Genomic DNA, 18,058 nt, shown 5'->3' with positions numbered 1-18,058 from the left:
CGTCACGCCAGCCTCGCTCCTGTCCTTCGCTGGCGGCACCCCGTTCAGCATCACGGGCATCCCGATCGCGAAGAACGCGGCCGTCCTCGATGCCGGGCTCGACCTGGCCGTGTCGCCCAATGCGACGCTCAGCCTGTCCTATGGCGGCCAGTACAGCGCCCATGCGATCGAGCAGACTGTCAAGGGCACCTTCGCCGTCAAATTCTGACCGGGCGGATCCTGCCAGACCTTCAGCAAGAGGTGCCCTCGGGCGCCCCTTGCTTCGTCGCGGTCGGCGTAGATCGCCCGGCCTTGCCGCCTCACGGCGCCGCTTTGATCCCAGGACGCCCATTAGGGGCATCGGACCAGCCCTTTGGCGTATTGACGCTCGATGCAATCGATTACATCCTGCCGATAGTCCCGATTAATACGGGACAAGGGAGGAAACGATGATCAACAGCATCACAACCCGCAGGGGACTTCTGACGGCTGCCGCAGTGCTGGCGATGAGCGGCGCGGCGAGTGCACAACAATCCTACAAGATCGGGCTGTCGAATGGATGGGTCGGCAGCGAATGGCGCACGCAGATGATCGAGGAGGCCCAGGCCGCGGCCGCCGCCTGGAAGGCGAAGGGCGTCAATGTCGAGGTCGTGGTCCAGAGCTCGACCGTGGATGTGCAAGGCCAGATCGGCCATGTCCGCAATTTCGTGAACCAGGGCGTCAACGCCATCATCATCAACCCGAACAGCCCGACGGCCTTCGACCCGGTCTTCGCCCAGGCCAAGGCGCGAAACATCCTCGTCGTGTCCACCGATGCCGAGGTCTCGTCCAAGGACGCGATCTATGTCGGCATCGACCAGAAGGACTGGGCGGTGAAATCGGCGGAGTGGCTCGCCAAGGCGCTCGGCGGCAAGGGCAATATCGTCACCATCAACGGCATCGCCGGCCACCCCGCCAATGAGATGCGGGTCGCGGGCTATCGGGAGGTCTTCGCCAAGCATCCCGACATCAAGGTGCTGAACCAGGCCAATGCCGACTGGGACCAGGCCAAGGGTCAGCAGGCGATGCAGAACCTGCTCGCGACCTATCCGGCGCTCAACGGCGTCTGGGTGCAGGACGGCATGGCGGATGGCGCCTGGCGCGCGATCGACGCTGCCGGCAAGAAGGACCAGACCGCTGCGACCGGCGAGATCCGCAAGGACTTCCTGACGCGCTGGTCCGAGCAGAAGCTGAACTCCGGCGCCTCGGTCAATCCGCCGGGCGTGATGGCCTCGGCGCTCAACGTCGCGGTGCTGCGCCTGATGGGCAAGGAGTTCAAGGATGGAGTGTTCAAGGGGCAGTATGGCAACGCCATCTACATCCCGATTCCGTTCGTCGACAATGCCAGCCTGCCGGCGGCTCTGAAGCAGGCGGAGGGCAAGCCGGGCTACTGGTCTGTCACTGCGGTCGTGACGCCCGACGAGGCCCAGMAGTACTTCAAATAGCCATGGCTCTCCTCGAGGCCCGGGGCGTCGGCAAGCGCTTTGGCGCCGTTGTTGCCCTTTCCGACGGGCGGCTCAGGGTCGAGGCGGGCGAAATCCACGCCCTTCTCGGCGCCAATGGCTGCGGCAAGAGCACCTTGTGCAAGACTGTGGCAGGCGCCGTCGCGCCTGACGCGGGAACCATTGCGATCGATGCCGAGCCGCGGCATTTCCGCGGCCCGCGTGATGCGGAGCGCGCCGGCATCGCCCTGTTCTACCAGGAGCTCAGCCTCATCCCGCAGCTCAGCGTCGAGGCCAATCTCGGCCTCGGCCATGAGCCGCGCACGCGGCTGGGCTTCGTCGACCGTCGGAGCTCGCGGGCGAGGGCGCGTGAACTGATCGCTCTCTTCGAGGGAGTCGCGGGACCGGACCTGACACCCGAGGCGTTGATTGCCGATCTGACGCCCGATCTGCGCCAGATCGTCGAGATCCTGAAGGTGCTTGCCCGCGAGCCGCGCCTCCTGATCCTGGATGAGGCGACGGCGGCACTCGACGGGCGGCAGGCCGAGCGACTCTTCGAAATCCTGCGCCGGCGCAAGGGCGAGGGGGTCTCGACCCTGATGATCTCGCACCGTCTCGACGAGGTCTTTGCCGTCGCCGACAGGATCACGGTGATGCGTGGCGGCGCGACAGTCGCCGAGCTCGCAACGGCTAAGACCGATCGTAATACCGTCGTGCGGCACATGGTCGGCGAGACAAAACTTCGCCCCGCTGCCGGACGGCGCCCGCCTGCGGCACAGGCACAGGCAGGGCTGGTCGTGGCCCAAGTCTCGAACCCGCGCCTGCGCGATGTCTCGCTCAGGGTGGCGCCGGGCGAGATCGTCGGTCTCGGCGGGCTGCAGGGACAGGGGCAGTCGGCCTTCCTGCAAGGGCTGTTCGGCGTCCTGCCGTTTTCCTCCGGTGCGGTCACGCTCGCGGGCGAGGCCTTCATGCCGGCCCGACCGGCCGATGCGATCCGGCGCGGCCTCGCCTATGTCTCCGGCGACCGTGGGCGCGACGCGGCCCTGAGCGGCCGCTCGATCTTCGAAAACCTGATCGCTGCCGTCCTCGTCCGCGAGAAGCGGGCGCTCGTCCGGCGGAGCGTGCTCGTGCCGCGCGCCGCGCAGCATGCCGACAGCCTCAGGACCAAATATGCGAGCCTTTCCGCAGCGATCGGCACGCTGTCGGGCGGGAACCAGCAAAAGGTCTTCATCGCCCGTTGGCTGGCGACCGGGCCGCGCGTCGTCCTGCTCGACGATCCGACCAAGGGCATCGATCTCGCCGCCAAGGCCGATCTGCTGGCGATCATGCGGCAGCTCGCCGACGCGGGGGCGAGCATCCTGATCTACTCCTCCGAGGACGCCGAATTGCTGGAATGGTGCGATCGCGTCGCCGTCTTCAACGCCGGGCGGATCGTGGCCGAACTCGCCGAGAACACGCTGGATCCCTTCCATCTGACGCGCGCCTCCTATGGAGAGGTGGCATGAGCGCAGCCCTGATCCGCAGCCGGCCCTGGATGCTGACGCTCGCCGCGCTGATCGTACTCGTCCTGGTCAACACCGCCTTCCAGCCATCCTTCGTCCAGCCGGCGGTGCTGCAATCGAATCTCACGACTTTCCTGCCGCTGGCGCTGGTCGCCATCGGCCAGACCTATGTCGTGCTCAGCGGCGATATCGATCTCTCGGTCGGCGCGACTGCCGCGCTCGTCAATGTGGTGACGGTCAGCGTCATCGCCGCGATCGGCGGCGAGGGGATGGCGGCCATCTTGGCCGGCATGCTGGCGGGGCTGACGACCGCGCTGCTCTGCGGGCTCGTCAATGGCCTGCTCGTCGCGCTGCTCCGGCTCCAGGCCATCGTCACCACCTTCGCGACCGGTATCGTCTTTGCGGGGGCGGCGCTCTTCGTGCTGCCGCAGGCCGGCTTGCCGGTGCCCGAGCGATTCTGGCGCAGCTATGGCGCGACGCTGCTCGGGCTGCCGGTCGTGCTCTGGATCCTGCTGGCGGGGCTCGCCTTTGCGCTCGTCTTCGCCCGCCGGCCCTTTGCCGCGCATCTGCTGGCCGTCGGTGGCAGCCGTGTCGGTGCCTTCCAGACCGGCCTCAGGCTGGAGCGCATCCGCATCGGCGCCTTTGCCCTGTCCGGCCTGTTTGCCGGTTTCGCGGCCCTGTGCCTGACCGGGGAGACGGCGAGCGGCGATCCGCTGCTCGGACAGAGCCTCGCGCTCTCGTCGATTTCGGCCGTCGTGCTCGGCGGCACGGCGCTCTCCGGCGGCTCGGGCAGCCCTGTCGGTTCGGTGCTGGGCGCGCTGGTGCTCGGCATGATCGGCAATGTCATCTTCTTCGCCGGTCTGCCCTTCGCCTGGCAGACCCTGGTCCAGGGCGTCATCGTGCTCGCCGCACTGGCCGGCGGCGTGCTGGTGACGCGGCGATGACGGTGCGGGCCCTTCTCACCAATCCGCTGGCGCTCGCCGCGGGGGCGATCGCGCTGCTGCTCGCCATCGGCGAAGCGCTGTCGCCGGGTTTTGCCCAAGGCGACCAGATCGTCCGCCTGACGACAGTGGCCGCGATCCTCGGCATCGTCGCCGCCGGTCAGAACCTCGTCATTCTCGGCGGGCGCGAAGGCATCGATCTGTCGGTCGGGCCGATGGTCTCGCTCGGCGCGGTCATTGCCGGCAATGTCATGGCCGGGCAGGACGCCGCCATCCTGCCGGCGGTGCTGGCCGCCTGCGGCGTGACCTTCGGCATCGGGCTGGTCAACGGGCTTGGCGTCACCCTGGTCCGGATTCCGCCGCTGGTCATGACGCTCGGCATGACCGCGATCATCCAGGGCGGCCTCGTCGTCTATTCGCAGGGCGTACCCTCCGGCAATGCCGCGCCAGCCCTGATGGCCTTCGTCAATCGCCCGTTGCTGTTCGGGCTGCCCGGCATCCTCCTGGTCTGGGCCGTCATCGCACTGGCGCTCGGCTTCGTTCTGCGCTGCACGGCCTTCGGGCTCGGCGTCTACGCAATCGGCGCCAATGAGCGCGCCGCCATGCTCGTCGGGCTGCCCGTCGCGCGCATCCGCTGCCTGCTCTACGGCTTCTCAGGCCTGTTCGCCGGCCTCGCGGGTGTCTGCGTCATCGGTTACACCGGCAGCTCCTTCATCAGCGTCGGCGATCAGTACGTCCTGTCCTCGATCATCGCGGTGGTCATCGGCGGCACATCGCTCGCAGGCGGCGCCGGGGGCTATCTCGGCACGGTGCTCGGGGCGCTGGCGCTCGTGCTGCTGCAGAGCGTGCTGACGACCTTGCAGCTTGAAACCTATGGCCGTCAGATGATCTTCGGCCTGACGCTCCTGGTGCTGATGCTGCTTTACGGCCGTCAGGCCAGGCTGCGGGTCTGATCATGAGCGTGCCCACGATCGCCACGGTCGCAGAACTCGCCGGCGTCTCGACGGCGACGGTCTCGCGGGCATTGCAGCGCCCCGACAAGGTCCAGCCGGAGACCCGTCGGCGCGTGCTCGAGGCCGTGGCGGCGACAGGTTTCGTGCCGAACTCCCAGGCGCGCAATCTCCGGAGCCGCGCGACCCGCACGGTCATCCTGCTGGTGCGCGACATCTCGAACCCGTTCTATCTCGAGATCTACAAAGGCGTCGAAGAGGCGGCCATGCGGGCCGGGTACAAGGTGCTGATGGGGGATGCGCGCGATGACGACGAGCGCATCACCCACTATGTCGACATGGTGCGCGCGCGCCACGCAGACGGGCTCATCCTGATGGTCGGTCGCTTCCCGGACGCCCTGAAGACGGAGCTGTCGCGGCTGCCGCCGATCGTGATCGCGCTCGAGACCTTTCCCGAGCTCGCGCTGCCGACCGTCTCGATCGACAACATCGCTGCGGCCCGGCAAGCCGTCGAGCACCTGCTCGGGCTCGGCCACCGCCGCATCGCCCATATCACCGGGCCTCTGCCGGAGCGGCTCGCGGTCGACCGGCTGGCCGGGTATCGGAGCGGCCTCGCCGCAGCGGGCATCGCGGCCGATGAGGCGCTGATCGTCGAGGGTGATTTCAGCCTGGACGCCGGCCGCCGGGCCGTGCGCCGTCTCAATGAGACCGGGACCGGTTTCACGGCGCTGTTTGCGGCCAGCGACCAGATGGCATTCGGTGCGATCAGCGAATTGCGCGCTTGCGGGCTTTCGGTCCCCACGGAGGTCTCGGTCGTCGGCTTCGACGATATCGTGCTCGCCGACGCCTTCATGCCGCCGCTGACCACGATCCACCAGCCGCGTTTCGATATCGGGCGGCAGGCGATGGCGCGCATGATCGGTCTCCTCGGCGAGGAGCCGGCCGCCGCCAATCTGGTGATGGAGACACGCCTCGTCGTGCGCGGTTCCACCGCTCCTGTGCCACTCTGCCCGAACCCCAACCCGAGAACGAAGGAATGAGACGATGAAAGGTCCAGCCCTGTTCCTCGCGCAGTTCGTCGGCCCGACGGCGCCCTTCGACAGCCTCGATGGTCTTGCCGGCTGGGCGGCCGGGCATGGCTATGTCGGCGTCCAGATCCCGACCAACGATCCGGCGCTGTTCGATCTGGCGCAGGCGGCGCAGTCGAAATCCTATTGCGAGGACATCGTCGCCAGGCTCGATCGCCATGGCCTCCAGGTTACCGAGCTATCGACCCACCTCCAGGGCCAGTTGGTCGCCGTGCACCCGGCCTATGACCTGCTCTTCGACGGCTTTGCGCCGGCAGCCCTGCGCGGCAAGCCGGCCGAGCGGCAGGCCTGGGCCGTGGACCAGCTGAAACTTGCCGCCCAGGCCTCGCGGAATCTCGGCCTCGCCACGCATGCCACCTTCTCCGGTGCATTGGCCTGGCCCTATGTCTATCCATGGCCGCAGCGACCGCAGGGCCTCATCGAGGAAGCGTTTTCGGAACTGGGCCGACGCTGGACTCCGATCCTCGACGCCTTCGACGAAGCCGGCGTCGATCTCGCCTACGAGATCCATCCCGGCGAAGATCTGCATGATGGCATCAGCTTCGAGCGCTTTCTTGAATCGGTTGGTGAGCATCGACGCGCCACCATTCTCTACGATCCCTCGCATTTCCTGCTGCAAGCGCTCGACTATCTCGCCTTCATCGACATCTACCACGCGCGCATCCGGGCCTTTCACGTCAAGGATGCCGAGTTGAACCCGACCGGCCGTTCCGGCGTCTACGGCGGCTATCAGGGCTGGGTCGAGCGGCCCGGTCGTTTCCGCTCGCCGGGCGACGGGCATGTCGATTTCGCCGGCATCTTCTCGAGGCTGGCCCAGTACGATTATCGGGGCTGGGCGGTCGTCGAATGGGAATGCGCCCTGAAGCACCCTGAACAGGGAGCAGCCGAAGGTGCTGCGTTCATCCGCAGCCATATGATCCGCAGGGCCGAAAGGCCCTTCGACGATTTCGCTGCGAGCGGCGCCGACAGCGCGACCAACGGCAAACTCCTGGGGCTCACCCGATGAACGCGCGCATCCGGCTCGGCATGGTGGGAGGCGGCGAGGGCGCGTTCATCGGCGCGGTGCACCGCATGGCGGCGCGTCTCGACGGCGAATACGAGCTTCTCGCCGGGGCACTCTCCGCCACTCCCGAAARGGCCCTGCGCTCGGGCCTTGCGCTCGGTCTCGACCCGGCGCGGGTCTATGCCGATTTCGAGGCGATGGCGCGGGCCGAAGCGCGGCGTCGCAACGGCATCGAAGCCGTGGCCATCGTCACGCCGAACCACATGCACGCTCCCGCCGCGCTCGCCTTCCTGAAGCGCGGCATCCATGTGATCTGCGACAAGCCGCTGGCGACGAGCCTGAAGCAGGCGCAAGGCCTGAAGGCGGCGACCGACCGTGCGGGCGTTGTCTTCGCGGTGACCTATAACTATTCCGGCTATGCCATGGTCCGCCATGCCCGTGCGATGGTCGCAGCCGGCGAGATCGGCCGCATCCGGGTCGTCCAGGTCGAGTACCCGCAGGAGTGGTTGACGGAGGCGCTCGAACGGACCGGCCAGAAACAGGCGGAATGGCGCACCGACCCGGCACGCTCCGGTGCCGGTGGGTCGATCGGCGATATCGGCACGCATGCCTTTCATCTGGCGGGCTTCGTCTCGGGGCTCGCGGTGACGGAGATCTCGGCCGAACTCACCAGCTTCGTGGCCGGCAGGCGTCTCGACGACAATGTCCAGATCATGCTGCGCTACGAGAATGGCGCGCGCGGCAGCCTCTGGGCGAGCCAGGTCGCGCCGGGCAATGAGAACGGCCTGCGCCTGCGCATCTATGGCGACAAGGGCGGGCTCGAATGGGCGCAGGAACAGCCCGATCAGCTGAAATGGTCGCCCTTCGGCGAGGTGCAGCGCATCGTCACGCGCGGCTCCGGCGGCGCCAATGCGGCAGCGCAACGTGTCACGCGTGTCCCCGCCGGGCACCCCGAAGGCTATCTCGAAGCCTTCGCCACGATCTACCGGGAGGCCGCCGCCGCCATCCGGGCGCGCCAGGCCGGACTACCTATCCCTGGCGACTCCACGTTTCCGACGCTGGAGGACGGGCTTCGGGGCATGGCTTTCATCGAGGCCGCGGTCGCCTCATCGAAGGCAAACGCGCGCTGGACGAAACTGAAGGGCTGAAGGAGCTGCCACCCTGCGAGCCGCGTGCGGCTGGATCAGGGGGAGATTCAAAGCTCCCCCTGGCGCTGGTCTGGGCGTTCGCTTCGGTGAGGTGCCTTGGCGGGAACAGCTCATTGCTGCAGTGGGTTGCTTTCAGAAGCTCACCCTGATCTGGGCCTGGCCGCCGAGGCGGTTGGTGGAGCCGGAGAGCTCGCCGTCGAGGCGGGCGCCCAGCGTCACTGAGGGGCCGTTCAGGCGTTGGCTGCGTCGGTCGCGAGGTAGTCAAACACGACCTCGCCGAGGCCCAGCGTCAGGTCGGCAATGTAGTGGCTCGCCGAGACCACTTCGTGAACGGGCAACCGCGCCACGTCACACATCGCATGCTCGAAGAGCTGCAGCGCGGCCGGGCCGGACCAGGCCCCTTTCAACGTCACGTCCTCCATGTAGTAGCGCACCAGCTCGCAGATGCGCGGCGAACCGTCGACATGAGGGATGATCTTGATCATGAAGGCGGGCCTGGTCATGGCCTTGGCAAGCGGCGCCAGATCGAGTTCGCGATGCTTGTAGCCCATGGTGGCGGTCGCGCAGAGGACCGAGCCGTAATGCAGGGTGCCGACGAGCGTCTCCTGTTGATGCGTCAGCTTCGGCGTCGCGAGTTTCTTCGGGAAGCCCCAGATCTCGCGCCCGCCGGCAATGGGTGAATTGTCGTCGAGATACATGGCGTGGACATAGCCGCCTTCCTGGACCTCGCCCGACGCGGTGGTGAAGCGCACCGGGATGACCTGACCCGTCTCGGTATAGTCGCCGAAGCCGGTCGAATCCGGCATGCGGATGAACTCATAGGCCACGGTATCGCCGATGACCTCCAGCGGCTCGGGCACGAACGCGCGCAGCCGCTCGATATCCGTCCGGTAGTTGATGACGACGAATTCGCGATTGTAGAATTTGTAGGGCGGCTTCGGGTAGGCGGGATTGTGCAGTGGCATCGCGAAAGCATTGGCGCGCACATCGGCGATCTTCATGACGCTGTGTCCTCGTTGCTCGTTGCCTGAAGCCTGCTGCGACATGCTCGCAAGCCACTAACTGCGCTTTCGCATCGCCAGTTCAGCCAGATCGAAGGTGGCGACGCCATCGGGCGTCTCCGCGGGCCGAAGCACTTCGGGATAGCTCAGGGTGAAGCACGCGTCTTCGTAGCCCGATGCCCAATGCTCTTCCATGGTCGCGCGCGAAAACTCGTAGTCCTTGGAGGAGCCCTCATAGCTCTTGGAGCGGTAGATCAGGTGGACGATGTTGTGGATCTTGTCGTCGGCCTCGGCGATCAACGCGAGAACGTCAGGATCGGCGTTGGCCAATGCCGTTTTCGGAACGTATTCGATCAGATGCCGCAGCGCGCGTCGCAGGCTCTGGTTCTTGCGGAACTGGTCGGTCGCTGCACGTGTGCGGCTTGAGAAGCGGATATCCTTCAAGCGCGAATCCTGGCTGGCCAGATCCTTGGGAAACTCGCCCTTCGCGCTCCACAGGTCGACCTGAAATGCGAGCGTGTCCTGGCGAGGCCGGCTGTCCAGGACCCATTGCAGCGGAGTGTTGGAAACAAGTCCGCCATCCCAGTAGCTCTCGCCATCGATCTCCACCGCCGGGAAGCCCGGCGGCAAGGCCCCGCTGGCCATGACATGCTCGGCCGCGATGACATGGGTCGCCGTGTCGAAATAGGCGAAATTGCCCGTTCTCACATTCACGGCTCCCACGCTGAAGCGCATCGGGCCGGCATTGATGCGATCGAAATCGACGAGCCGCTCCAGCGTCGCCTTGAGCGGGCTGACATCGTAGAAGCTCTCTGCAGCAGCACCGCTATCCGAGGACAGGAAGGGCGGGATCGGGCGCGGGCTGAAGAAGTCCGGCGCGCCGCCCATCAGCGTGGCGAAGGCGCGCGTCTGGTTGAGCCAGCCATGCGCGAGATCACCATTCCACGCCATCGCTCCCAGCATGGACGAGAGCAAGGCGGGGAAACCCGGCAGCGGCGCGGTGATCGCCTCCCAGAAGGCACGCAGCGCATCCACGCGCTTCTCCGGCGGATTGCCGGCGATCAGGGCGGAATTGATCGCGCCGATCGAGATGCCCGCCACCCAGTCAGGATGCAGTTCGGCTTCGGCCAGGGCCTGGTAAACTCCGGCCTGATACGACCCGAGCGCTCCTCCCCCTTGCAGAAGCAGCGCGATACGCTCGAACGGTGGGCGTTTGGGCATGCGGCGTACCTTGTTCATGGGGCGCAATGGCCAGGCATCTTGCATTGAACCGCTCTGCGATTGGTTCAGATTTTCATGCGGGTTGATGGGTTTCAATAGCTGCAGATCGGGGCGAACGGGCCTTGGCTGTTCTCCCGGTTGGGGACAGCGCCAGTCCGATGGGATCGGGCTTTTCGCTCGCTCAGGACAGTTCCTTCACGCCGGCGGGCGTTTCGATCAGCGCACGATAGCGCAGATCATCGCCTGGTATGATGACAGGCGGACGGTCGATCCCGAGCGTCTCATAGAGCGTCGAGAGGGTGGCCGCGTCACGGTGTGCGAGCGTGAATGAGCGCAGCCGTGCACCCAGATCCGCAATCGCAGCCATCGCGCGCGGCTTGCCCCGCCTGTCGATGAGGGAAGGGGCTGCTCCGCCAAGGGGCAGGGCGCCGTCATCCGGGATCGCGAAGTCAAAGGAGGGGGCGGACCATGGCAGCGAGACCTTTCGCCCAAAGATGTCTTCGCGGCCTTGAAGGACAAGGTCGATGGTGTCGGTTCGCGCGACCCAGCCGCGCAGGCGGCGCCCCGCATCCCAATCGGCTTTGACGGCGATGCGATCGTCGAGGCCGAACCAGCGTGCGCGGCCAGGCCCTTGCGCATCCGGGTCGAGCGCGACGATTTCCAGATAGACGGTCCCGCCGAGCTGCAGCAGGTGATTATAGGTGCCCATATAGCCATGGCGCTGCCCGAAAGGGACATCGAGATCGAGGCAGGATCGAACATGGGCGACGCCTTCGACCAGCGTCGGCGCAATCACGGTGAGATGGTCGAGCGTCAGCATGTCCTGGCCAGCGGGCAAGGGGGTGGGGTTTCGTTCACGATTGTTCGGAACGCGGTCAAATCCGAAACCGGGAATGCCGGCTGACGATGTATTTGGGGCGGTTCCCGCTCATGGATTCGAACCACAATTCCCTGAGCCAGAATCAGGTGTCCTGCCGTTAGGCGAAGCGGGATCGTCTAACCCTGTTGTCGCCCGGCACTATGCGCGGAGAAATACACCAAGCGTCCTCGGTCCGGTCTGAATACAAAGTGTTGCATGGCTCGCGGCTGCACATCAACGGCAATTGGCGTTGCGATGCTGACCTCGGCCAGCGAAGGGATCGAGAGAGTGAGGAGACGCCATGTCTGCCGATCTGCGGATCGAGAAATTCGTCGCGCTTTGGCCGGTTTCGCCATTCCGGCAGGACGCTCAACACGCCTGGCAGATCACCCAGAGGGCCGCGGAACTGGTCGGAGCGGCGCTCAGCGCTCTTGATGACGGTTACGGGCGCGAGGGCGATATCGCCGTGCACCGGACCGCGACCATCGAGAACGGGGCTGTCCTGAAGGGGCCTGCGATCATCGGGCCGGGCTGCTTCCTGGCCGCCGGCGCCTATCTGCGTGGCGGCGTGTTCCTGGACGAGGGCTGCATCATCGGGCCCGGATGCGAGCTCAAGTCGAGCTTCCTGTTCAAGGGGGCCACGCTCGCGCATTTCAACTTCGTCGGCGACTCGATCCTGGGCGCGGACGTCAATCTCGAAGCGGGTGCGATAATCGCGAACCACCGCAACGAATGGGAGGCGAAGGCTATTCGCTTCGTCTTTGGCGGAGGGGTCGTCGAGCCCGGCGTCGAGAAGTTCGGGGCGCTCGTCGGGGATCATGTGCGGGTCGGTGCGAACGCGGTCATCGCGCCCGGCGCGATCATCGGCCGGGAGACCACAATCCCCCGGTTGACGCTTGTCGATCAGGCTCCCGGCCTCTGAGGGAGGGGCGGTCAAAGCCGGACGCTTGAGCCGCCGCCTTGTGCCTCTCGACCGAGCGGCGCTCGCAAGGGCCGCGCGGTGCAAAGGTCGCTTACGCCGCCCCGCTTTCGGCTGCGGGAAGCGCGGTCGGGCGTTGCGTTCCGTTGAGCAAGGCATGCACCGGATCATCGCCTGCGAAGCCGGCCTGGGCCAGGATCGCATCGACRATCGGCTTTTGCGCGCCGTAGCTGAGGAGCTGGTTGCTGAGGTCCGCGATCGGGCCGCCATGTCCGGCCGATCCTGCGCCGCCAGCGCCCATGGCGCCGAGCAGGCCGCCCGCACTGAAGATCTTGATGTCGGAGATCTTCTCGATCGGCTTCATCACCTGCGCGAGAGCTTCGGGAATGACGGCGATGCGCTGCTTCGTCAGCTCGAAATCGACCATCTGCGGCGAGAGCGAATTGCGGGCTTCGTTGAGCGCACGCTCGCGCTTCGCCTCCGCCTCGCCGAGTTCGATGATGCCGCCCGCACGAACCTTGGCGGCCTCGGCCTCGGCCTGTGCCTTGGTCAGCATGGCCGCAGCGAGATTCTCGGCGGCCTCGCGTTCGGCCTCGGCCTTGACCGTGATACCGGTTGCGGCCTGCTCGGCATCCTTGCGAGCGTCGATGACGGCGATCTTCTTGGCGCGTTCGGCGACCTCGACGGCGCGCGCGGTCGCGACCTGCTCCTCGGCGGTGACGGCTGCCGCCTTGGCTTCCTCCGCCTTGGCCTTGGCCTGTGACTCGGCCTCGCTCTTCTGTGCAACGGCGATGGCGGCGTCGATCCTGGCTGTCTCGGTGATGCGCGTCGCTTCGGCCGCGCTTTCGGCGATGCCGCGCTCGGCCGTGATGCGGGCGGTCTCCTTGGCCTGGCGCGCCTCTGCCTCGTTCTTGGCGACGCCACGTTCGGTCTCGAGCCGGGCCGTCTCCTCGGCCAGGCGTGCGGCCTGCTCCGCACGGGCCTGTTCCGCGCGCGTCTCTGCCGTCTTGTTGACGATGTCGCGCTGCTGGTTGAGTTCGGCGTCGCGTTGCTCGCGCTCGATCGTCAGGCGCTGCAGCGTTGCCTCACGGTCCTTCGTCGCGATGGCCACCTCGTTCTCGCGCACGATCTCGTTGCGTTCGCGGCGCCGCTCCTCGGTGACGCGGGTCAGCGCGGTCAAACCCTCGGCRTCGAAAGTGTTGTTGGGGTTGAAATGCTTGATGTCGGTCTGGTCGAGCCGCGTGAGCGAGACGGATTCAAGCTCGAGGCCGTTGGATTGCAGGTCGGCCGCGACGGCATCCTGCACCGCCTTCACGAAGTCAGAGCGCTTTTCCTGCAGGTCCTTCAGGCTCATGGTMGCGGCAACCGAGCGCAGCCCGTCGACGAACTTGGCTTCCACGAGGGTCTTCAGCAGGTCGGCATTGTTGGTGCGGTCGCCCAGCGTCTGCGCCGCCAGGGAGATATTGTCCGAATCCGGTTTCACCCGCACGTAGAACTCGGCGGTGATGTCGGCGCGCATGCGATCGGCCGTGATCAGCGACTCGCCTTCGCTGCGGTGAACTTCAAGGCGCAACGTGCTGAGCTGCACCCAGGAATAGGAATGGAAGATCGGCAGGATCACGGATCCGCCGTCGAGGACGACCCGCTTGCCGCCTAGGCCGGTACGGACATAGGCCTTGTCCCGGGTCGAGCGCGTATAGAGCGCCGCCATGACCACGCCGATGCCGATGATGAGCACAATCGCCGTTCCGGCAATCGTGAGGACGGAAACATAGTCCATGAACGTATTTCCCCTTACCCAGCTTCAGGTCTGCGCGCCGAGCTCATCGGGCGCAGGAATGGCCTCGAACAACCCATTGGAACCATCGACCACCAGAACGCTCGCCCCTTGCGGGATGAGGTGGCCCGCGGCGGCTTTCGCCCGAAGGACGTGGATGTTGCCGTGCAGGTCCCTCACGCGGACCCGCCCCGGCTTGCCCTGGTCGAGCGGGCCGAGCGTCACTGTGCCGGTCAGCCCGATCAGGTCGGACTGGCTGATGGCGTTGGATTCATCGCCCGGGATAATCCGCGCCGTCCAACGCGACAGCGCACGTGTCATCGGCAGCGCCACCATCACGGCGAGCAGGCTCGCAAACAGTGTCGGCAGCGGCGAAAGGAGCGCCTGGGCCACGCCCTGAATGGCGAATCCGGCGATGGCGAACGAGGCCAGCCAGATCATGATCAGCACGAGCAGCGGCACGCCGCCCCGGTTGAGCCAGGACATCCAGGCATCGAGCGGGCCGTGCTCGCTATGGACGCCGTGATGGGAGAGCCCGTCATTCACCAGCGACGAGATCGACATCCCCACGACCATCGCGAGGATCTCGATGGCGACGATGCCGACGAGGATCAGCGCAGCGATCGTGAAGGGATAGAGGCCCGGCGCAGTCAGTGCGCTCATGAACCGCTGTGCCCTTTATAGCGGGCCAGCCGCTCCTGGATTGCCCTCTCGCGTTGCAGGCGGGCCAGTTCCTCGACCTCGGAGGCACCTGTCTCCGGCCGCCCGGAGACACCGGTGACGCGCTCGATCGCGTTCAGCGATTGGGCCAGCCGGTTGTCATTGCGGACCGAGGCACTCACGCCCTGGCTCGCATCCTCCGCGCCTTTGCTCTTCTTCAGGGCGGCGAGCCGGGCAACGGCATCCTGCCGGGCGGAGTTGACAGCCTGGAGGGCCTTGCCCGCCTCCTCGATCTTGCCGGCAGCCTCGGCCAGCGCCGTCTCCAGCGCCGAGCGCTGTGCCTCCAGGTCGATCTGCAGGCCGATGACGGGTGTGACCAAATCCTCGCGCCCGCTGGCCAGGCCGACTTCGATCTTCCCTGCGAGATCCTCGATCTCGTCGTTGATCTCGGCGATCTTCGCCTTGAGGCGGTGCTCTTCGGCGCGTGCCTTGCCGGCGCCCGCCCGGGCATCCTCCGCGACCGCGTCGATCTCCCTGATCGACTGCTCGACGGTGACGATGGCGTTGGCGCCTTCAAGGGCATCGACGGTGCCGTGGGCGGCGCCTGCGATGATACGCCCGATGCGCGATAAAATTCCTTCGGTGGCCATGACGGTCTCCTTCGGTGTGATGGCAGCAGCGATGCCGACGAGGATGAGAGTCTCGTCATCCCGCAGCACCAGCCGTGCTTCGGCGTGATCCGACCAACCCGGTACGTAGCCGGCAACAGAATAGGGAATGAGCCTGCGCCCCTCGATGGTGGAGAGGCTCAGATGTGTGGGGGTCTTGATGGCATAGAGCCGCCCATCCAGCGGCAGGTCGGCGACGACGGTTCCACTGGTTCGGCCGGCGTGATCCCGCAGGCCGAGCGTCACCAGCCGCGCCGGTAACCGCGTCTGTTCGCGGATGGTGGCGTAAGCCTGCTCGTGCAAGGCGACGAGATTCGCACTGGCGCCGCGATCCCGTTCGATCTCGTCGAGAATGCGCATCATCTCGGCATAATCCGCGAGCGTTGCGCGGATCGCGCGCATGTCGTCCGGCGAGGGGTCCAGGACGTAGCTCATGGTCGACTGATAGCGCGAAACCATGCCGAGGATATAAAGCACTTCCTTTGTGCTTTCAAGGGACGCCTACGTAACGTCAGCTATGACCTGCCGTTGGTGCGCCGGTCATGAATACGGCCGGGCGCCGATGCGGAACAGGTGCTCGCCCGGAAGAGGGAAAATGCGGGCGCAGATGCGCCGGGGATGCCGCCAAGAGCACCCTGATATCGCCAGCAGCGCGGGCGCGAGGCCCTCTTTCGCAATACATACAGAGAGACCTTCAGGACTCGGTGCTCAACAAGAGTATGGCGCGTCGCGCCGCAGGATACTCTGTTGGCACCGGTGTCTGGCGACGTGCGCCGATTGCTGCCCTGTGCCATGAATTGCAGGCCGCGGTGAGGGCGGCGGGGCCACACTAACCCGGAAGCCAGGATGACCAGGATTCTTCATCGCTCCCTGAATGGGCGGCTACCGCGAGCGGTTGCGGGGCAGGGCATCACGATCACGGATGCCGAGGGGCGCAGCTATATCGACGGTTCCGGTGGGGCCGCCGTCTCCTGCCTCGGCCATGGCCACCCGGAGGTGCTTGCGGCGATGCGCGCCCAGATGGACCGCATCAGCTATGCCCACACCTCCTTCTTCACCACCGATGTCGCGGAAGAGCTTGCGGAGCGCCTGATCGACCTGGCGCCAGCAGGGCTGGACTACGTCTATCTCGTCTCGGGCGGTTCGGAGGCGGTCGAAGCGGCGCTCAAGATGGCGCGGCAATATTTCGTCGAAATCGGCCAGCCGCAGCGCCGCCATTTCATCGCCCGCCGGCAGAGCTATCACGGCAATACGCTCGGCGCGCTCGCGGCCGGCGGCAATGCCTGGCGGCGGGCGCAGTTCCAGCCGATCCTGCCACAGAGCCACCATGTCTCGCCCTGCTATGCCTATCGTGACCTCAGGCCAGGCGAGACGTCCGAAGCCTATGCCGAACGGCTCGCCGACGAACTGGAGGCGAAGATCCTCGAACTCGGCGCCGAAGAGGTGATCGCCTTCGTAGCTGAGCCGGTGGTCGGCGCAACGCTGGGAGCTGTCGGGCCGGTCGCGGACTATTTCGCGAGGGTGCGCCGCGTCTGCGACAAATACGGCGTGCTGCTGATCCTCGACGAGGTGATGTGCGGCATGGGCCGCACCGGCACGATGTTCGCCTGCGAGCAGGACGGCATCTCGCCCGACCTCGCCACCATCGCCAAGGGGCTGGGGGGTGGCTATCAGCCGATCGGCGCCGTGCTGCTGTCGCAGCGGATCTATGACGCCTTCGCCCAGGGCTCAGGGCTGTTCCAGCATGGTCATACCTATATCTGCCACCCGCTCGCGGCGGCGGCGGCGAACAAGGTCGTCGAGATCATCTCGCAGCCGGAAATGATGGGACACGTCCGCCTGATGGGCGAGCGCCTGCAGGCTGGGCTCGACGCACGGCTCGGCCAGCACGCCCATGTCGGCGACATCCGCGGGCGCGGTCTGTTCCGCGGCATCGAGATCGTTGCGGACAAGGAAACCAAGGCCCCCTTCGATCCGGCCCTGAAGCTGCATGCCCGGATCAAGAAGGAGGCGATGGCGCGCGGCCTGATGAGCTATCCGATGGGTGGCACAGTGGACGGGCGGCTCGGCGACCATGTGCTGCTTGCACCGCCCTACATCATCCAGCCTGACGAGATCGACCTTATCGTCGAGCGGATCGGCGCGGCGATCGAGGCAGCGGTGCGCAGCTGACTGGCCCGATGCTTCAGCCTTTCCGTGTTTGCATCGGTCCCAAAAACCGGAACTTTTTCGGGCCAGTGATTTTGAGAACCGGCATCCTCCGGCGCTGCCTTCAACGAGATTGACAATGACGAACTCTCCTTGCCCACCGATCACTGACGCCGGCTGGCCGGACCAGATTGCCGAGATGCGAACCGGTTTTGCCGGCGCGCTCAATGTCTACCGGACGATGGCCCATCATCCGGAGCTGCTGAAGGCCTCGGCTGCGCTACGCCAGCATGTGGTGAGGGACAGCGCGCTCGGCGCCGTGCGTTCGGAGCTGGTTATCCTGCGCGCCGCGCACCGGATGGGCTCGCCCTATGAATGGGCCCATCATGTCAGCCGGTCCCGGGTTTTGGGGATGAGCGATGCGCGTATCGCCGCGATGCGCGGGATGCCGGAGGGCGAGGACGGGCTGGTCGCCCGCGCTGTCGACGCGCTCTTCGATCAGCGCCGCCTGCCGGCCGAACTCGAGGCCGAGCTTGCGGAGGCATTCGGGCGCAAGGCGGTCTTCGACCTGATCGCGACCGTCGGATTCTATTCCGTGCTCGGCTATATCCTGATGACCTACGACACGCCGATCGACGGGCCGGTCGCAACGGAAATGGCGGAACGGCCCTTGTCCGGCGCGTAGCAGGACTAGACCGGCCTTTGCGCGCGCC

The 18,058-nt window shown here is 66.3% G+C and carries 17 protein-coding genes and 1 tRNA gene; 11 read left to right on the top strand and 7 right to left on the bottom strand.

From position 1 onward, the window contains the following. The 8 genes from AC1D34_RS07930 to AC1D34_RS07895 all read left to right on the top strand — a co-directional run. The coding region (locus tag AC1D34_RS07930; protein ID WP_476823939.1) for a hypothetical protein at positions 1–208 on the top strand (208 nt) is incomplete at its 5' end. A gap of 220 nt (positions 209–428) precedes the next feature. After that, positions 429–1,463, top strand: coding sequence for a substrate-binding domain-containing protein (locus tag AC1D34_RS07925; RefSeq protein WP_476823938.1), 1,035 nt, complete (start codon positions 429–431; stop codon positions 1,461–1,463). 2 nt (positions 1,464–1,465) lie between these two features. After that, the gene (locus AC1D34_RS07920) at positions 1,466–2,965 is read left to right on the top strand and encodes a sugar ABC transporter ATP-binding protein (RefSeq protein ID WP_441491061.1); all 1,500 of its coding nucleotides are present in this window, start codon (positions 1,466–1,468) and stop codon (positions 2,963–2,965) included. Beyond that, the gene (locus AC1D34_RS07915; protein WP_476823937.1) at positions 2,962–3,906 is read left to right on the top strand and encodes an ABC transporter permease; all 945 of its coding nucleotides are present in this window, start codon (positions 2,962–2,964) and stop codon (positions 3,904–3,906) included. The genes AC1D34_RS07920 and AC1D34_RS07915 overlap by 4 nt, the downstream gene beginning before the upstream one ends. Further along, positions 3,903–4,856, top strand: a complete 954-nt coding sequence (locus AC1D34_RS07910; RefSeq protein WP_441508217.1) for an ABC transporter permease — start codon at positions 3,903–3,905, stop codon at positions 4,854–4,856. Before AC1D34_RS07915 ends, AC1D34_RS07910 begins: the two co-directional genes overlap by 4 nt. A gap of 2 nt (positions 4,857–4,858) precedes the next feature. Further along, positions 4,859–5,893: a LacI family DNA-binding transcriptional regulator gene (locus AC1D34_RS07905; RefSeq protein WP_476823936.1), complete on the top strand. Its 1,035-nt coding sequence runs from the start codon at positions 4,859–4,861 to the stop codon at positions 5,891–5,893. A 4-nt stretch (positions 5,894–5,897) separates the two neighbouring features. Then, positions 5,898–6,947: a sugar phosphate isomerase/epimerase family protein gene (locus AC1D34_RS07900; RefSeq protein ID WP_476823935.1), complete on the top strand. Its 1,050-nt coding sequence runs from the start codon at positions 5,898–5,900 to the stop codon at positions 6,945–6,947. After that, positions 6,944–8,092, top strand: coding sequence for a Gfo/Idh/MocA family protein (locus tag AC1D34_RS07895; RefSeq protein WP_476823934.1), 1,149 nt, complete (start codon positions 6,944–6,946; stop codon positions 8,090–8,092). Before AC1D34_RS07900 ends, AC1D34_RS07895 begins: the two co-directional genes overlap by 4 nt. A gap of 230 nt (positions 8,093–8,322) precedes the next feature. Here the strand turns inward: AC1D34_RS07895 and AC1D34_RS07890 are convergent, their stop codons facing one another. From AC1D34_RS07890 to AC1D34_RS07875, 4 genes are all read right to left on the bottom strand, one after another. Further along, positions 8,323–9,093, bottom strand: a complete 771-nt coding sequence (locus AC1D34_RS07890; protein ID WP_476823933.1) for an acetoacetate decarboxylase — start codon at positions 9,091–9,093, stop codon at positions 8,323–8,325. Between the two features lie 57 nt (positions 9,094–9,150). Continuing rightward, positions 9,151–10,314 (bottom strand): patatin-like phospholipase family protein, encoded by a 1,164-nt coding sequence (locus tag AC1D34_RS07885; protein WP_441508211.1) that lies wholly within the window; start codon positions 10,312–10,314, stop codon positions 9,151–9,153. A 181-nt stretch (positions 10,315–10,495) separates the two neighbouring features. Beyond that, complete coding sequence (locus AC1D34_RS07880) at positions 10,496–11,152, bottom strand: VOC family protein (RefSeq protein WP_476769894.1); 657 nt, start codon at positions 11,150–11,152, stop codon at positions 10,496–10,498. A gap of 83 nt (positions 11,153–11,235) precedes the next feature. Then, a tRNA-Gln gene (locus AC1D34_RS07875) sits at positions 11,236–11,306 on the bottom strand. A gap of 168 nt (positions 11,307–11,474) precedes the next feature. Between AC1D34_RS07875 and AC1D34_RS07870 the strand changes: the two genes are divergently transcribed. After that, positions 11,475–12,095: an LbetaH domain-containing protein gene (locus tag AC1D34_RS07870; protein WP_476823932.1), complete on the top strand. Its 621-nt coding sequence runs from the start codon at positions 11,475–11,477 to the stop codon at positions 12,093–12,095. Between the two features lie 91 nt (positions 12,096–12,186). Here AC1D34_RS07870 and AC1D34_RS07865 read toward each other — a convergent pair whose 3' ends face one another. From AC1D34_RS07865 to AC1D34_RS07855, 3 genes are read right to left on the bottom strand one after another with little or no spacing between them, the layout of a single operon-like run. Beyond that, complete coding sequence (locus AC1D34_RS07865; RefSeq protein ID WP_476823931.1) at positions 12,187–13,872, bottom strand: flotillin family protein; 1,686 nt, start codon at positions 13,870–13,872, stop codon at positions 12,187–12,189. 24 nt (positions 13,873–13,896) lie between these two features. Then, complete coding sequence (locus tag AC1D34_RS07860) at positions 13,897–14,532, bottom strand: OB-fold-containig protein (protein ID WP_441508207.1); 636 nt, start codon at positions 14,530–14,532, stop codon at positions 13,897–13,899. Further along, positions 14,529–15,674: a PspA/IM30 family protein gene (locus AC1D34_RS07855; RefSeq protein WP_476823930.1), complete on the bottom strand. Its 1,146-nt coding sequence runs from the start codon at positions 15,672–15,674 to the stop codon at positions 14,529–14,531. The genes AC1D34_RS07860 and AC1D34_RS07855 overlap by 4 nt, the downstream gene beginning before the upstream one ends. 369 nt (positions 15,675–16,043) lie before the next feature. Here AC1D34_RS07855 and AC1D34_RS07850 point away from each other — a divergent pair, with 369 nt between their 5' ends. Both AC1D34_RS07850 and AC1D34_RS07845 read left to right on the top strand, forming a co-directional pair. Further along, complete coding sequence (locus tag AC1D34_RS07850; RefSeq protein WP_476776581.1) at positions 16,044–17,369, top strand: aspartate aminotransferase family protein; 1,326 nt, start codon at positions 16,044–16,046, stop codon at positions 17,367–17,369. 115 nt (positions 17,370–17,484) lie between these two features. Beyond that, the gene (locus tag AC1D34_RS07845) at positions 17,485–18,030 is read left to right on the top strand and encodes a carboxymuconolactone decarboxylase family protein (protein ID WP_476823929.1); all 546 of its coding nucleotides are present in this window, start codon (positions 17,485–17,487) and stop codon (positions 18,028–18,030) included. Positions 18,031–18,058: the final 28 nt, after the last annotated feature.

It is taken from the genome of Allobosea sp. P1_A7 (assembly GCF_056406775.1).
This window is presented reverse-complemented; position numbering and strand designations above follow the sequence as displayed.

Excerpts from the sequence above, each read along its gene's own strand:
- AC1D34_RS07920 (WP_441491061.1), top strand. The coding sequence starts at position 1,466 with ATGGCTCTCCTCGAGGCCCGGGGCGTCGGCAAGCGCTTTGGCGCCGTT.
- AC1D34_RS07915 (WP_476823937.1), top strand. The coding sequence starts at position 2,962 with ATGAGCGCAGCCCTGATCCGCAGCCGGCCCTGGATGCTGACGCTCGCC.
- AC1D34_RS07910 (WP_441508217.1), top strand. The coding sequence starts at position 3,903 with ATGACGGTGCGGGCCCTTCTCACCAATCCGCTGGCGCTCGCCGCGGGG.
- AC1D34_RS07905 (WP_476823936.1), top strand. The coding sequence starts at position 4,859 with ATGAGCGTGCCCACGATCGCCACGGTCGCAGAACTCGCCGGCGTCTCG.
- AC1D34_RS07900 (WP_476823935.1), top strand. The coding sequence starts at position 5,898 with ATGAAAGGTCCAGCCCTGTTCCTCGCGCAGTTCGTCGGCCCGACGGCG.
- AC1D34_RS07890 (WP_476823933.1), bottom strand. The coding sequence starts at position 9,093 with ATGAAGATCGCCGATGTGCGCGCCAATGCTTTCGCGATGCCACTGCAC.
- AC1D34_RS07885 (WP_441508211.1), bottom strand. The coding sequence starts at position 10,314 with ATGCCCAAACGCCCACCGTTCGAGCGTATCGCGCTGCTTCTGCAAGGG.
- AC1D34_RS07870 (WP_476823932.1), top strand. The coding sequence starts at position 11,475 with ATGTCTGCCGATCTGCGGATCGAGAAATTCGTCGCGCTTTGGCCGGTT.
- AC1D34_RS07860 (WP_441508207.1), bottom strand. The coding sequence starts at position 14,532 with ATGAGCGCACTGACTGCGCCGGGCCTCTATCCCTTCACGATCGCTGCG.
- AC1D34_RS07850 (WP_476776581.1), top strand. The coding sequence starts at position 16,044 with ATGACCAGGATTCTTCATCGCTCCCTGAATGGGCGGCTACCGCGAGCG.
- AC1D34_RS07845 (WP_476823929.1), top strand. The coding sequence starts at position 17,485 with ATGACGAACTCTCCTTGCCCACCGATCACTGACGCCGGCTGGCCGGAC.